General features: G+C 74.2%; 12 protein-coding genes and 1 pseudogene. 10 read left to right on the top strand and 3 right to left on the bottom strand.

Going from position 1 to position 14204, the window contains the following annotated elements; genetic code table 11:
- The first annotated feature begins 11 nt into the window (after positions 1-11).
- The 5 genes from AB0N31_RS02235 (at position 12) to AB0N31_RS02215 (ending at position 7166) form a co-directional block, all read left to right on the top strand.
- Positions 12-983 (top strand): hypothetical protein, encoded by a 972-nt coding sequence (locus AB0N31_RS02235; RefSeq protein ID WP_366056418.1) that lies wholly within the window; start codon positions 12-14, stop codon positions 981-983.
- Between the two features lie 196 nt (positions 984-1179).
- Complete coding sequence (locus AB0N31_RS02230) at positions 1180-3168, top strand: DUF1996 domain-containing protein (protein WP_366056599.1); 1989 nt, start codon at positions 1180-1182, stop codon at positions 3166-3168.
- 170 nt (positions 3169-3338) lie between these two features.
- The gene (locus AB0N31_RS02225; RefSeq protein WP_366056417.1) at positions 3339-5060 is read left to right on the top strand and encodes a hypothetical protein; all 1722 of its coding nucleotides are present in this window, start codon (positions 3339-3341) and stop codon (positions 5058-5060) included.
- Between the two features lie 155 nt (positions 5061-5215).
- Positions 5216-6595, top strand: a complete 1380-nt coding sequence (locus tag AB0N31_RS02220) for a diacylglycerol kinase family protein (RefSeq protein WP_366056416.1) — start codon at positions 5216-5218, stop codon at positions 6593-6595.
- Positions 6588-7166 carry a phosphatase PAP2 family protein gene (locus AB0N31_RS02215; protein WP_366056415.1) on the top strand — a complete coding sequence of 193 codons (579 nt, stop codon included), beginning with the start codon at positions 6588-6590 and terminating at the stop codon, positions 7164-7166. The genes AB0N31_RS02220 and AB0N31_RS02215 overlap by 8 nt, the downstream gene beginning before the upstream one ends.
- A gap of 18 nt (positions 7167-7184) precedes the next feature.
- On the opposite strand, the gene AB0N31_RS02210 is transcribed toward AB0N31_RS02215, so the two are convergent.
- Positions 7185-7820 carry a class I SAM-dependent methyltransferase gene (locus tag AB0N31_RS02210; RefSeq protein WP_366056414.1) on the bottom strand — a complete coding sequence of 212 codons (636 nt, stop codon included), beginning with the start codon at positions 7818-7820 and terminating at the stop codon, positions 7185-7187.
- A gap of 216 nt (positions 7821-8036) precedes the next feature.
- Between AB0N31_RS02210 and AB0N31_RS02205 the strand changes: the two genes are divergently transcribed.
- A complete protein-coding gene (locus AB0N31_RS02205; protein WP_366056413.1) occupies positions 8037-8210 on the top strand; it encodes a hypothetical protein in 174 nt (57 codons plus the stop codon).
- Positions 8211-8248: 38 nt separating this feature from the next.
- Here the strand turns inward: AB0N31_RS02205 and AB0N31_RS02200 are convergent, their stop codons facing one another.
- Together AB0N31_RS02200 and AB0N31_RS02195 are read right to left on the bottom strand one after the other, a co-directional pair.
- The gene (locus tag AB0N31_RS02200) at positions 8249-9835 is read right to left on the bottom strand and encodes an NlpC/P60 family protein (protein ID WP_366056412.1); all 1587 of its coding nucleotides are present in this window, start codon (positions 9833-9835) and stop codon (positions 8249-8251) included.
- 376 nt (positions 9836-10211) lie between these two features.
- Positions 10212-10553, bottom strand: coding sequence for a helix-turn-helix domain-containing protein (locus AB0N31_RS02195; protein WP_366056411.1), 342 nt, complete (start codon positions 10551-10553; stop codon positions 10212-10214).
- Positions 10554-10678: 125 nt separating this feature from the next.
- Between AB0N31_RS02195 and AB0N31_RS02190 the strand changes: the two genes are divergently transcribed.
- From AB0N31_RS02190 to AB0N31_RS02175, 4 genes and pseudogenes are all read left to right on the top strand, one after another.
- Complete coding sequence (locus AB0N31_RS02190; protein WP_366056410.1) at positions 10679-11428, top strand: anti-sigma factor antagonist; 750 nt, start codon at positions 10679-10681, stop codon at positions 11426-11428.
- A 229-nt stretch (positions 11429-11657) separates the two neighbouring features.
- Positions 11658-13007: a transaminase gene (locus AB0N31_RS02185; protein WP_366056409.1), complete on the top strand. Its 1350-nt coding sequence runs from the start codon at positions 11658-11660 to the stop codon at positions 13005-13007.
- A gap of 40 nt (positions 13008-13047) precedes the next feature.
- Positions 13048-13488 carry an Lrp/AsnC family transcriptional regulator gene (locus AB0N31_RS02180; protein ID WP_366056408.1) on the top strand — a complete coding sequence of 147 codons (441 nt, stop codon included), beginning with the start codon at positions 13048-13050 and terminating at the stop codon, positions 13486-13488.
- Between the two features lie 50 nt (positions 13489-13538).
- Positions 13539-14138 (top strand): annotated as a pseudogene (locus AB0N31_RS02175) (flavin reductase family protein); the annotation flags it as partial.
- Positions 14139-14204 lie beyond the last annotated feature (66 nt).

The following is a 14204-nucleotide window of genomic DNA, read 5'->3' as shown; positions in this document are numbered from 1 at the left end:
CCTTGGGGATCGTGCGTCCAGCACAGGAACGGCGGCACGGCGCCGATGAGGGCCGTGCCGTGCGCGGCGACGCGACGGGCGAGCGGCTCGGCGCGGCGGCCCGCGTCACCGGCGCGGGCGCGTTCGTCCTGCGCACGCTGTGCGCCGAGGCGCACAGCATCGTCGTCGACCCGGTACGGCGACTGCTCCGACGCGGACCTGCCGGGCTGCTGCTCGCCGGTGTGGCCGTCGGGGGCGTCATCTTCTTCCACGCGCTCGCCCAGCGGCCCGCCGGGGCGGCCGTCGTGCGGGCCGTCGGCGGCGTGCAGGGCGACCTCCCGCTGTGGCTGACCCTCCTGCGCACCCCGGTCTCGCTGTACGTCCCCGCGCTCGACCTGCCGGTCTGGGCCGGCATCACCCAGCTGTTCCTCGCCTTCGCGCTGGCGGAGAACAGCATCGGCCGGGCCCGCACCCTGGCCGTCGCCTACGCGACCACGCTGGCCGGCACCCTCACCGCACGGGCGATGATCATGGCGGGTCCGGACCGGTGGGGGTTCGGTCTGCCACCGGAGGCCGGGCAGGTGCTCGACACGGGCCCGTCGGCCGCGGTCGTGGGCCTGTTCACCTACATCTCCGTCGTGCGGCGGGCCCCCGTCGTCTTCACGCTCACCGGCGGCTCGATGGTGTGGGAGTCGGTGGCCAGGCCCAACCTCGCGGGACGCGAGCACCTGATAGCGGTGGCCGCCGCGATCGTCCTCGGTCTGCTCCACGGCCGACGGCACCCCGCCTGGTTCCGCGCCTGGTTTCCCGCCCGGTTCCCCGAAGGGCGGCGTCCCCCGGGCGGAACCACGCCGGCCCGGCCGACGGGCACGGGCGGTCTGCCCGCCCGGGGAACGGCCGGCCCGGCCGCCACGGGCGAGTCGGCCGCCCGGGAGGGCGTCGCCCCGACCGCCGCGAAGACGTCCTCGTCCAGGGCTGACGATCGGATGAGTGTGGATATCTGAGAAACTCCCATGAATCTCTGGGGCGGTTGAACACTCCTGGGCCCGGCCGCGTATAGGGCCGCGGGGATTTCATGTCCTGGCCGCCGACGACGTTTTTTTGGAGCACTTCGTGGGACACAACAGGCGCAGGCGCCCGACGGGCGGACGACGGGCGACGTTCGCCGCGGTCGCGCTGATGCTCGGCGGCGGAGGGCTGATGGCCGCGAACGTCTACGCCTCCGCCACCGAGGGCGGCCAAGGGCCCTGGACCTCCGGTTCCGTCACCATCGACTGTCCGGACGTGGGCAGTCGGCTGACCTCGGTGCCGGACGGCGCGGGCGAGGAGGTCGACCGCGAACTCGCCCTGCTGGACCAGCAGACAGCCGCGGCCTACCGGCAACTCCAGGACTCCGCCCAGGCCGTGCGCGACGACGCGGGCTTCGCCGACAACGCGGTGATGAACCCGTTGAAGGAGAAGCGCGCCGCGACGATCGACCGCATCGGGATCGCCATCGACCGCGTCGGCGACCGCCCGGAGGGCCTCGCCGACCTCGCCGCCTGCACGCTGCGCACCGCCGACGACAAGGCGGGTGAGGAAGCCGGGGGCAACGGCGGGGACGGCCAGGACCAAGGGAACGGCCAGGACCAGGGAGACGGCCAGAACCAGGGAGACGGGCAGCAGGGCGGCGACGGGCAGCAGGACAACGGCGGCCAAGGCGGCGGAGGCAACGGCGGGCAGGCGGGCAACGGCCCCGTGGCCGCCGACTTCGCGGACATCACGTCCGTACAGCCCTCCCGGCAGGCCGCCGACCCCGGCGCCGGCCCCTCCAAGGGCACCTTCGCCACCAGTTGCGGCGTCAACGCGAACGGCCTGTTCAACTCCGACAACGTGATCGTCGCGCCCGGAGTCACCAACGGCGCCCACCACTTCCACGACTACGTGGGCAACCAGGCCAACGACGCCTTCGCCTCGGACGACGACCTCGCGAACGGCGAGACCAGCTGCGTCGACCAGGGCGACAGGTCGTCGTACTTCTGGCCCGTGCTGCGACTGCAGAACGGCGCCCAGGAGAAGGACGCCCAGTCTCCCGGCGGCGGCGTGGAGGGCAACGCGGGCGAGATCGTCACGCCCAAGGAGGCCACCATGACCTTCGTGGGCAACCCGCGCTCCACCGTCACGGCCATGCCCCGGCTGCTGCGCATCATCACCGGCGACGCCAAGGCCTTCGTCAACGGCACGGCCAACGCCAACGCCTCGTGGAGCTGCACCGGCTTCGAGGACCGGCAGCTGAAGGACAAGTACCCGGTCTGCCCGGACGGCAGCGACGTCGTGCGCACCTTCCGCTTCCAGAGCTGCTGGGACGGCAACAACATCGACAGCGCCAACCACCGCACCCACGTGGCGTTCGCGGCGGCGGACGGAAGCTGCCCGGCGGGCTTCAAGGCCATCCCGCAGCTGGTGCAGCGCATCGTCTACGACGTCGACGCGCCGAGCCTCCAGGACGGCGGCCGTACGACCCCGCTGTTCGCGGTGGACTCCTTCCCCGAGCAGCTGCACAAGCCGGTCACGGACCACGGTGACTTCATCAACGTCTTCGACGAGGACCTGATGAACGAGATGGTCGCCTGCATCAACGAGGGCCGCACCTGCGGCGCCGGCGCGGGCGGCGACAACGGCGGTGGCAACGGCGGCGGCGACAACGCCGGTGGTGACAACGGCGGAGCCGACAACGGCGGCGGCGACAACGCCGGTGGTGGCAACGGCGGCGGCGACAACGCCGGTGGCGCCGATCAGGGCGGCCAGGACCAGGGCGGCCAGGACCAGGGCGCAGGTCAGCAGCCCCCCGCCCAGAACACGCAGGAGCCCGGGACCGAGCCCGCCGCGGGCGGCGCCGGCTCCGTCGACACCCCCCGCACCGCGGAGCCCCGCGTCGACACGAAGCCGACTGCGAAGTCGACCCAGCCGGAGGCGGAGATCCCCGCCCAGGAGGCCGGCGCCGAGGACGAGATCGGTGCCCCCGCGACGGCTCCCGAGGAGAGCCCGGTCGCGGCGGACACGGGCGACACCCCGCCCCCCGTCCCCGCACCGCAGGCCCAGGGCGGCCTGGCCGAGACCGGTGCCAGCCTGTGGCCGGCCGCCGCGGGCGCGCTGCTGCTGATCGGCGGGTTCGTGCTCCTGCGCCGTTCCGCGAAGCGCCCGTACTGAGGTTCCGCCGGACAACCGCCGCGCACGGGCACGAACGGGTGCTCCCCGACGCAAGAGACCGCCCCGCCACCGGGCCGCACGGTATATGTCGCTCGGAGTCGACCGCACAGGTCGCTCCGAGCGGCGCCGGCCCCGGACCGGCGGGACGGCCGTGCGACGAGGGGAGCACCGTGCGGGACGGAAACAGGACCACCGGCACCGAGTCGGAGTACTACGACCTCGGCGACCACCGCCGCACGGTCACCACCTCCTCCGCCGAGGCCCAGCGCTGGTTCGACCGCGGCCTGGTCTGGTCGTACGCCTTCCACCACGAGGAGGCCGTCGCCTGCTTCGAGACCGCGGCCCGCGCCGACCCCGACTGCCCGATGGCCCACTGGGGGATCGCCTACGCGCTCGGCCCCAACTACAACAAACCCTGGGAGTTCTTCGACGACCAGGACCTGGCTCGGACCGTGGCGCGCACCCACGCCGCCGTGGAACTCGCCCACGACAAGGCCGGGCGCGCCACCCCCGTCGAACGCGCCCTGATCGGCGCCCTCCGCGTCCGCTACCCCCGCGACCGGCCCGCCGCGGACTGCTCGGTCTGGAACGCGCCCTACGCCGACGCCATGGCCGCCGTCCACGCCCTCGCGCCCGACGACCTCGACGTGGCCGCGCTGTACGCCGACGCCCTGATGAACCTCACCCCCTGGCAGCTGTGGGACCTGCGCACGGGCGAACCCGCACGGGGCGCGCGCACCCGTGAGGCGCGGGCCGTGCTCGACGCCGCGCTCGCCACGGAGGCCGGCGCCCGCCATCCCGGCGTCCTGCACTTCTACCTCCACCTGATGGAGATGTCCCCGGCTCCCGAGCGGGCGCTGCCCGCCGCCGACCGGCTGCGCGACCTCGTGCCCGACGCCGGCCACCTCCAGCACATGCCCTCGCACCTGGAGGTGCTGTGCGGGAACTACCGCGCGGTGGTGGCGGACAACACCCGGGCGATCGCCGCCGACGAGAAGTACGCGGCCCGGGCCGGGGCGATGAACTTCTACACCCTCTACCGCGCCCACAACCACCACTTCCGGATCTACGGCGCGATGTTCCTCGGCCGGTCGGGGACCGCCCTGGAGGCCGCCGCCCGGCTGGAGGAGTGCCTGCCGGAGGAACTGCTGCGGGTGGAGAGCCCGCCCATGGCGGACTGGCTGGAGGCGTTCCTCGCGATGCGGGTCCACGTGCTGATCCGCTTCGGCCGCTGGGCCGACGTCCTGGCGCTGCCGGAGCCCGCCGACCCACGGCTGTACAGCATGACGACCGCGATGCGGCACTACGCCCGCGGCGTCGCCCTCTCCGCGACCGGCCGGGTCCCGGAGGCCGAGGCCGAGCGCACCCGGTTCCGGGAGGCCGCCGCCCGGGTCCCGGAGACGCGCATGCTGTTCAACAACACCTGCGCCGACATCCTCGCCATCGCCGACGCCATGCTCGACGGCGAACTCGAGTACCGCAGGGGCCGGTACGAGGCCGCCTTCGCCGCCCTGGAACGCTCGATCGAACTCGACGACGGCCTCCCCTACGACGAGCCCTGGGGCTGGATGCAGCCCACCCGGCACGCGTACGGCGCCCTGCTGCTCGAACAGGGCCGGGTCGCCGAGGCGGAGGCGGTCTACCGGGCCGACCTGGGCCTCGACGACTCGCTGCCCCGGCCCTCCCAGCACCCGGGCAACATCTGGTCCCTGCACGGACTGCACGAATGCCTCGTCCGGCTGGGCAAGGGCGGCGAGGCGCGGATCGTGGCCCAGCAGCTGAAGTTCGCGGACGCGCTGACGGACGTACCCGTCGAGGCGTCCTGCTTCTGCCGTCTCGACACCGCGTCCGGGGCCCCCGGCACGAGCGGCTGCTGCGGCATGGACAATTGACCTGGCGCCCGCCCGGGATGCCGAGCCGCCCCGCCGTCCCCACGATGGACGCAGGAGGCGGGTCCGAGACCCGGGTGCGGACATCCGGAGCGGACGGCGGCACGATGGCGCGGGCCACGTGGGACAGGGGGACCTCGGAGCATGGCGGGCGCAGGGTGAACGAGACGAGCGCGAAGAGGACGACGGACACCGGCCGGCCCTCCGGGGGGATCGGCCGCGCCCGCGGCTGGGCGCGACTGGCCCTGGTCCTGCTCGCCGGCTGCGTCGCCGTCGTCCTCTCGGGCTTCGACTCCGGCGGCTGGCTGATCCTGCTCACCGGGTTCGCCGGGCTCGCGCTCGCCGGCGCCGGCATCTGGTGGATGCTGGCACACCGCGGCGGGGCCCGGCTGGTGGGCGCATCGCTGGCGGTGGCCGCGCCCGTGGCCGTGCTGGTGCTGTACGCCGCGTCCGGGCTGTGGATCGTGGCCGTCGGCGCGCTCGCCCTGTGGACGGCGGCCCTCGCCTCGGCCCGCTCCGCGCTGCGCGGCCTGCGCCGCCCGCGCGGCATGCACACCCTCAGGACCCCGCCCCCGAAGCGTCCGGTGCTGTTGATGAACGTGCGCTCGGGCGGCGGCAAGGTCGAGCGGTTCGACCTGGTCAAGCGGGCCGAGGCACTGGGCGCCCGGGTGATCGTGCTCGGCCCGGACATCTACCCCGACCCCGTGCAGGTGGCCCGGCAGGCCGTGGCCGACGGCGCCGACCTGCTCGGGGTCGCGGGCGGCGACGGCACCCAGGCGCTCGTGGCGGCCGTGGCCGCCGACCACGGACTGCCCTTCCTGGTCATCGCCGCCGGCACCCGCAACCACTTCGCCATGGACCTGGGCCTGGACCGCACCGACCCGGTGCGCAGCCTCGACGCGCTGACCGACGGCGTGGAACTCCGCGTCGACCTCGGCGACATCGACGGCCGGCCGTTCGTCAACACCGTGTCGTTCGGGGCGTACGCGGAGGTGGTGCAGAGCCCGGAGTACCGCGACGCCAAGGCCGCCACCTTCCTGGAGCACCTGCCGGACCTGCTCGCGGGTGAGGCCGGCGCCACCCTCGACGTGCACACCGACCACATCCGGTTGCACGCCCCGCAGGCACTCCTGGTCAGCAACAACCCCTATGCCCGCGCCGACCCGCTCGGCGGGGGCCGCCGCCCCCGCCTGGACACCGGACAGCTCGGCGTCATCGGCATCCGCGTGGAGGGAGCGGGGCAGGCCGCCGAACTGGTCCTGCTCGGCGAACGCGCCAGCGGCATCACGTCCGTGACGTCCCGCCGGGTCACCGTGGAGGCGCCCGGGGGGCACATCCCGGTGGCCGTCGACGGCGAGGCGCTCGACCTGCCCGCCCCGGTCGTGTGCACGCTGCGGCCCGGCGCGCTCCGGGTGCGGGTGCCCCGCCACCGTCCGGGCGCCCCCTACGCGCCGCCCGCCGTCGACTGGCGGCGCATCGTCGCCCTCGCCCTCGGCCGCACCGACACCCGCACGATCCAGGAGACGCACGATGTCTGACCGCCGAACCGAGCCGCGCAGCCGCACACCGCACCTGGTGCGCGACCTCGCCACCCTCGACCAGGCCCTCTACGAGACCGTCACCGTGACCAGGACGCCCACCCTGGACACGGCGTTGCGCAGGCTGTCCGCCGCGTCGGACCACTCGAAACTGTCCTTCGTGATCGCCGGCGGGCTCGCCCTGAGCGGCGGCCGGGCCCGGCGCGCCGCCGCCCTGGGCGTCGCGGCCATCGGGGTCGCCTCGGCGAGCGCCAACCTGCTCGGCAAGCGACTCGTCCGCCGTCCGCGCCCGCACCGCGCCGTCGACTCGCCGTTCCCGGGGCGGCACGTGCCGATGCCGGACTCCGCCTCGTTCCCGTCCGGGCACACGGCGTCGGCCGTCGCCTTCGCGGCCGCCGTCGGCCAGGCGTTCCCGGTCGCCGCCGTCCCGCTGGGCCTGCTCGCCTGCGCGGTGGGTTACTCGCGCGTCCACACCGGGGTGCACTACCCGGGCGACGTCGTGGCCGGCGCGCTCCTCGGGACGGGGGCGGCGGCCGTGGTGCTGGGCGCGGCGGCCCGGCTGGACGGCTGAGGGAGGAAAGGGAGGCGGCTACTGCCGTCCGCAGTGCAGGAAGACGTGCGGCTCGGGTACGGCCTCGGGGTGGTCGGGGGTGAACAGCATGTTCTCCTCGGCCAGCACCGTCAGCCCCGCGCCCCTCACCATCTCGACGAGGTCGTCGCGGGCGAAGCTGGTGACCCGCACCGGCTGCCCCATGAACACCGCCTCCACGCCCTCCACGTCCAACGGCACCGTGGCGAGGACGAGGCTGCCCCCCGGCACCAGGGCCCGTGCCAGCCGGCCGACCAGAGCGCTCTGCTGGGCGCGGTCCATCTGGAGCAGGGAGAAGTAGACGCAGACCGCGTGGAACGAGCCATCTTCCAGCGGCAGTCCCCGTGCGTCGACGCACCGGAACGTCGCTCCGGGGACCTGCCGGGCGGCGAGGCCGACCATGACGGGGGAGACGTCGACGCCCAGCACGTCGTGCCCGGCGTCCGCCAGGGTCTCGGCCGTCGGCCGGCCCGTCCCGCTGCCCACGTCCAGCACCCGGCTGCCCGGCGCGAGCCGTCCGAGCAGCCACCGCAGCGATCGATGATGCCCCTCGGAGTGGGCGAAGGCCTTCTCGTACCCGGATCCGAGCGCGTCGAACACCGCCGCCGCGCGCCGCTTCCCGTCCTCGCCGGTCACGCCGGCCTCCCGTCGTGGTGGGCGGGCCCCGCGCCCGCGCGGCCCTGACGGCGCCTCAGTGTAGGGGCGGGCCGGATGTGCCGTGGCCGGTTTCCGCGAGCAGGCGGAATCCGAATTTCCACTACCGTCAGTAACATGATCCACTCTTCTTTCCGAGAGGGGCTTACTGGCCGGTAGGTGGGGCCCCGCGACCATCATTTCCTTCGGAGGACCCCGATGACCTCGCCCGAGGACGCCCTGCAGCAAGCCCTTGCCACCTACGAGGAGCACGCCCGCACCTGTCGGCAGTGTCACTACGACGCCGTGCCGTGTGCGGTCTCGAAGCACCTGCTGCGCGTCTACAACAACGCTCGCCGGCAGCAGATGCGGGCGAACTCGGGTGTGCGGTGAGCGATTCTCGTCACACCGGGTGACCGGGCGGGGCGGAATCAGGCAGGTCGCACCGCTCCGCGCAGGGCGCCTTCACCGAGAGCGTGGACCGAGTCCTCGCGGATGGCCGCGCCGGGGCCCGGGGCGTGGATCATCATGCCGTCGCCCGTGCACAGACCGGTGTGACTCAGGTCGTCGTGGAAGAAGACCAGGTCGCCGGGGCGCAGGTCGTCCAGGGCGACCCGGGTGAAGGCCCGCGCCTGGTCGAGCGCCGTGCGCGGCAGCGTCACCCCCGCGGCCCGCCAGGCGGCCCGGGTGAGGCTGGAGCAGTCGTACGACTCCGGCCCCGTGGCACCTGTCACGCACGGCCTGCCGATCTGGGCGCGGGCGAAGGCGAGGGCCTTGTCCGCCTTGCCGAGGTACCCGGTCCCGGTCGCATGGGTGGTGACGCCGAGGGCGGGCGGGGCGGGGGCGGCCGCCGGTGCGGTCGGAAGGGTGAACTCGGGCAGCGGGAGGCCGATTTCGGGGACGGGGAGGGGGAACCCGGCGCCGGCGAAGGCCGGTTCCGGTGCCGGAAGCGTGGCCTGGGCCGGCTGGGGCGGGACGACCGGTGCGGTGGGTCCGGGCGCGGGAGCCAGGAGATCGCCGTAACTGGCCGCCAGGAGGCCCGTCTCGGGCTCCGGGAAGGCGTTCGGGGGTGCCGCCAGCGGAGGCTGGGGCACGGCGAAGTCCGAGGTGGGGACGGGGAAGTCGTAGGCGGGTGACCCCGACTGCGCGGCGGGCGCGGGGAAGTCGTACGCGGGCGTCCCCCACTCCGTGGCGAGCACGGGGGAGCCGGTCTCGGCGGCGGGGAGGACGACGGCGTTGCGGCCGGTCGCCGTGAGGGCGTCGTCCCCGGTGTCGGTCCGCTGTCCCGCCCAGGTGTCCGTCCCGGGGCGGTAGGCCTGCCGCTGCCCGGTGTCCCAGGGCTGCTCGACCGGCCGCGACTCGATCGCGGGGAGCGGCTGCACCGGCTGCGGGACGGCGCGGGCCAGCACCTCGCGGGCGACGGTGAGCTTCCGCCGGATGGTCTCCTTGCCGCTGCGCAGGGACGCCTGCGGAGCGGCCGGTGCGGGGGAGGACGCGGAAGCCGCCGGGACGGGCGGCAGCGCCCCGGGCGCCCGCGACGGGGCGGCGGGTGCCGCCGGCAGTGCGGCCGGGGTCCGTCCGGTCAGCTCCGGTGCGTGTCGGCCGCCCGGCTCCAGTTCGAGCCGGCCGCCCGCCTCCAGCTCCCGCGCGGCACCGCCGCCGGGCGGCAGTTCCGGTGCGCTCCGCGGGCGCGGGACGGGCGCCGGCAGGCGGTCGGTGGGCAGGGTGGCGGGGATGGTCGGTCCGAGCCGGCTGCGCGCCATGTCGAACCACTGGCGGGTCACGGCCTCCAGCGAGGGGTCGGACGCCGGCCGCCCGCTGTTGGCGACGGAGGTGACGGTCCGGCGGCCGCCTCCGCCCGACCGGGCACGGGTGGCGTTGAAGGTCCCGGTGTCGGCCTCGGCCCGGTCGTACAGGGCGCTGACCCGCTGCTGGACCTCCGCACGGCTCGGCGCGCCGGCGTCCTCGATGCGTGCGGAACCGGTGCCCGTCGGGAGCGCGGTGCGATCCGTCGCCATGGAAGACGTACTCCTTCCGTGCTCCGCCGGCCGAGTGGGCGGTGGGTCCGGGAACGGCCCTTGGGGCAAGGTGCTCCCGTGCCCGCCCTCCCGTCGGGCGGTCGAGCGTCTCACCCCGGGGGTGAACGGTCCCGGCTCCGGCCGCGGCACGTGGTGCCCCGGACTCGGCGGAGGCCACGCGGCCGGCGGGGTTCGCCGGAGTCGGTCGTGCGGCCTTGCGTCAACCTAGCCAACTTGTGTGGCTGGTGTGAAGATTCAGGGGTCAAATGTCCGATACGTATTCGTGACCTTGGTCTCTCTTCGCCGCAACGGCGTTTGGCTCCTCCCGAGTTGACCGTCCGGGGGTGGTGCGCGCGGCCGTGGTGATCCGGTCCGGTCACGCCCCGCCGGTACCCGGTTCGGGATCGCGGGTGCGGTGCGTCTCGTCCTGGACGAGCAGGGAGAGCAGGGCGGCCACCGTCAGTCCCGCCTCGGCCGGGTGGCGCAGCACCTTGCCCGGTTGGATCCGGTAGGTGTTGCCGCGGCCCTCCCGGGTGTGGGACAGGTACCCGTCCTGCTCCAGGTCGGCGATGATCTTCTGGACGGCGCGTTCGGTCAGTCGGCAGCGCGCGGCGATGTCGCGGATCCGGGCCGTCCGGTTGTCCGCGATGACCGCCAGCACGCGGGCGTGGTTCGTCAGGAACGTCCATCCGGGGTGCGATGCGGGCACTCCTTCCATGGCGCAATAGTACGACCGGGGATTCACGTACACAAAAACCGGAACTGAATTTCGTGTATCAGTTGACCTGTCACGGGTATCGGAGTGAATCTGGGAGGGTGAGGACGGTGACCGGGGAGGCGGTCATGGCAGAGCCTGCGTACGACACGGAGCGCGGCGCGGGAGAGGGCGGCCCGAGGGCCGGGGCGAGCGGCACGCCGCACATCCGGCCGGTGCCCTGGGTCTCCCTGCACGCGCGGGGTGACCGGGTGGCCGTGGAGATCCGCGGCGAGCTGGACCTGGACGCCGCCGAGCAGCTCGGGCACGCCCTGCGGGCGGCGCTGGCCGCCGCGGCCGGCGCCGTGGAACTGGATCTCGGCGCTGTCGTGTTCTGCGACTGCGCCGCCCTGAACGTGCTGCTCGAACTGCGCGAGCGGGGCCTGCGGCAGGGCAAGAAGGTCGTCGTCCGCTCGGCCGCCCCCGCGGTGGAACGGCTCCTCGAACTGACCGGCACGGCGCAGCTGTTCGCCGACGCCGACCCCCACCCCGCGGACGCCGCGCCCGACCCCGGCCCGCCGCAGGGCCCCGACGGCGAGCAGGACCTGCGCGCCGAGGTCGTCCAGCTGCGACGGGCCATGCGGACCCGCCCGGTGATCGACCTCGCCCGCGGCATCCTCATGGCCTCGTTCGGCCTGAGCGCGCAGGACGCCTGGCGGGTGCTGGTCGACGCCTCCCAGCGCACCAACACCAAGCTGCACCACCTCGCCCGCGACCTCGTCGACGCGGTGGAGGGGGACCCGCCGCCGGAGGCCGTCCGCGAACAGGTGGCGGCGGCCGTCGCCCGGGTCCGCTCCGCGTCCCCGGCGGGGGAGGGGGCCGACCGCGTCGACGGCTGAGCCGGGCGGGGCGGCCGCGTGGGCGTCGGGTCCGAACGCCACGACCGTCGCGTCGGTGTCGGGTCCGAGGGGCGTGGCGATCACGCCGAAGCCCGGCTCGCGCGGGGCGGTCGCGTCGGCAACGGATTCGAGTGTCACAACCGTCGAATCGATCGTCGAGCCTTGCCTTTCTCTCGTTTTCGGTCGTAGGTTCCGGGTGTTCACTCGTTCCGTCGATCCGGGGTGTGCCATGGACCGTGCCCGACTGCGTCACCTGCTGGCCCGCGAGAGCGCGGACGCCGAGCGGCACAACCCGCGTTCCCGGGCCGCCTACGACCGCGCCGACCACCTCTTCGGACGCGTGCCGATGACCTGGATGAACAAGACGGCCGGCGCCTTCCCCCGCTATCTGGACTCCGCGCGCGGCGCCCGCGTCCGCGACCTCGACGGGCACGAGTACATCGACTTCTGCCTCGGGGACACCGGAGCCATGGCGGGCCACTCTCCCGCCGCCGTCGGCGACGCCGTGCACCGGCGCCTCACCGCGCTCGGCGGCGCGACCGCGATGCTGCCCACGGAGGACGCGGAATGGGTGGGCGCGGAGCTGTCCCGCCGCTTCGGGCTCACCCGCTGGAGCTTCTCGCTCACCGCGACCGACGCCAACCGCTGGGCCGTCCGCCTCGCCCGCGCCGTCACCGGTCGCCCGAAGATCCTGGTGAACAGCTACTGCTACCACGGCAGCGTCGACGAGTCCCTGATCGTGACGGGCCCCGACGGCAACGGCCAGGCCCGCCCCGGCAACGTCGGAGCGCCCTGCGACGTCACCCTCACCAGCCGGGTCGCCGAGTTCAACGACCTGGAGCACCTGGAGCGCGAACTCGCCCACGGCGACGTGGCCGCCGTCCTCATGGAGCCCGCGCTCACCAACATCGGCATCGTCCTGCCCGAGCCCGGCTATCTCGCGGGCGTACGCGAACTGACCCGCCGGCACGGCGCGCTCCTCGTCAACGACGAGACGCACACCTTCTCCGCCGGACCCGGCGGCTGCACCGCCGCCTGGGACCTGGAGCCCGACGTCCTGACCATCGGCAAGGCCATCGGCGGCGGCATCCCGGCGGGCGCCTACGGATTGTCCGCCGACCTCGCCGACCGGCTCCTCGGCCGCGACGACCTCGACCTCGTCGACATGGGCGGCGTCGGCGGCACCCTCGCGGGCAACGCCCTGTCGGTCGCCGCGACCCGCGCCACCCTCGAACACGTCCTCACCGACGAGGCGTTCGCCCACATGCACAAGCTGTCCGAGCGCTTCGAGGCCGGAGTCCGGGCCGGCATCGAGGCCCACGGCCTGCCCTGGTCCGTCAGCCGCCTCGGCGCCCGCACCGAGTACCGCTTCACCGCCCCGGCGCCCCGCACCGGCACCGAGGCCGCGGCGGCCGGCGACACCGAGCTGGAGGACTTCCTCCACCTCTACCTCGCCAACCGGGGCATCCTGCTCACCCCGTTCCACAACATGGCCCTCATGTGCCCCGACACGACGGAACAGGACGTGGACACGCACACCGAGCTGTTCGCGTCGGCCCTGGCCGAACTGGCCGGCTGAACCTCGCCGCTGACGGCAGGACAGGAAGAGGACGCACCCCATGGACGAGATCGACCGGGCCATCCTGCGCGAACTGCAGACCGACGGACGCATCGCGTACGCCGACCTCGGTCCGAGAGTCGGACTCTCCGCGTCCGCCGCCCGGCAGCGACTGCAACGCCTGCTGGACTCCCGCGCCGTCCAGGTCGTCGGCGTCACCGATCCGATGGCCATGGGCGGGCAGGCCATGGCCCTCCTCGGCATCACCGCCGACGGCGACCCGCGGCCCGTCGCCGACGCGCTCGCCGGCCACCCCGAGGTCGTCTACTCCGTGCTCACCTCGGGCGGGTTCGACCTCTTCGCCGAGGTCGTCAGCCCCACCGCCAAGGAGCTGCTGGACTTCGTCAACGACACCGTCCGGCAGCTCGAAGGCGTCGCCGCCGTCCAGTCGTTCCCCTATTTCGCCATCCACACCCACCGTTTCCTCTGGGACGTCGGCTGAGGCCGGGGCGGCAGGCGCCGGGACCCGGCCGGTCCGGTGGAACGGGCGCCATGCGCATCGACCACTCCCCCGACAGCATGGGCGCCGGAGCCTTCTACCGGCTCCTCACCGCCGTCGTCGTACCCCGGCCCATCGCCTGGGTGTCGACCCTGGCGGCCGACGGCACCATCGCGAACCTCGCACCGCACTCCTTCTTCACCGTGGCCTGCACCGACCCGCCGATCGTCCAGTTCACCTCCGTGGGCCGCAAGGACTCGCTGCGCAACATCGAGGCCACCGGCGAGTTCGTCGTCAACCTCGCCCCCGAGCCGCTTCTCGAGCAGATCAACGCCAGCGCGGTCGACTTCCCCGCAGAGGTGGACGAGTTCGACGCCGTCGGCATCGAACGGGAGCCCTCGCTGCTCGTGGCGCCGCCCCGCGTGGCCGCCTCTCCGGTGGCGCTCGAATGCCGGCTCCACTCCACCCTGGGCATCGGCAACTCCACCCTGGTCCTCGGGCAGGTCGTGCACGCCGCCGTGCACGAGGACGCCGTCGTCGACGGCCGGCCCGACATCCGCAGGCTGCGGCCACCGGCCCGGCTCGGCGGCGACGAGTGGAGCACCGTCGGCGAGGTCGGCGAACTCGCTCGCATCCCCTACCGCGACTGGCCCCGCACCCGACCCCGCACCCGACTCCGCTTCGGCCGAGGCGCCCGACGCCGCGCCGGGCCCCGGCCA

The organism is Streptomyces sp. NPDC051051 (assembly GCF_040682975.1).
In the GTDB taxonomy this organism is placed as follows: Bacteria; Actinomycetota; Actinomycetes; order Streptomycetales; family Streptomycetaceae; genus Streptomyces.
Note: the sequence above shows the minus strand (reverse complement) of the source record. Positions and strands in the feature narration are given on the sequence as shown.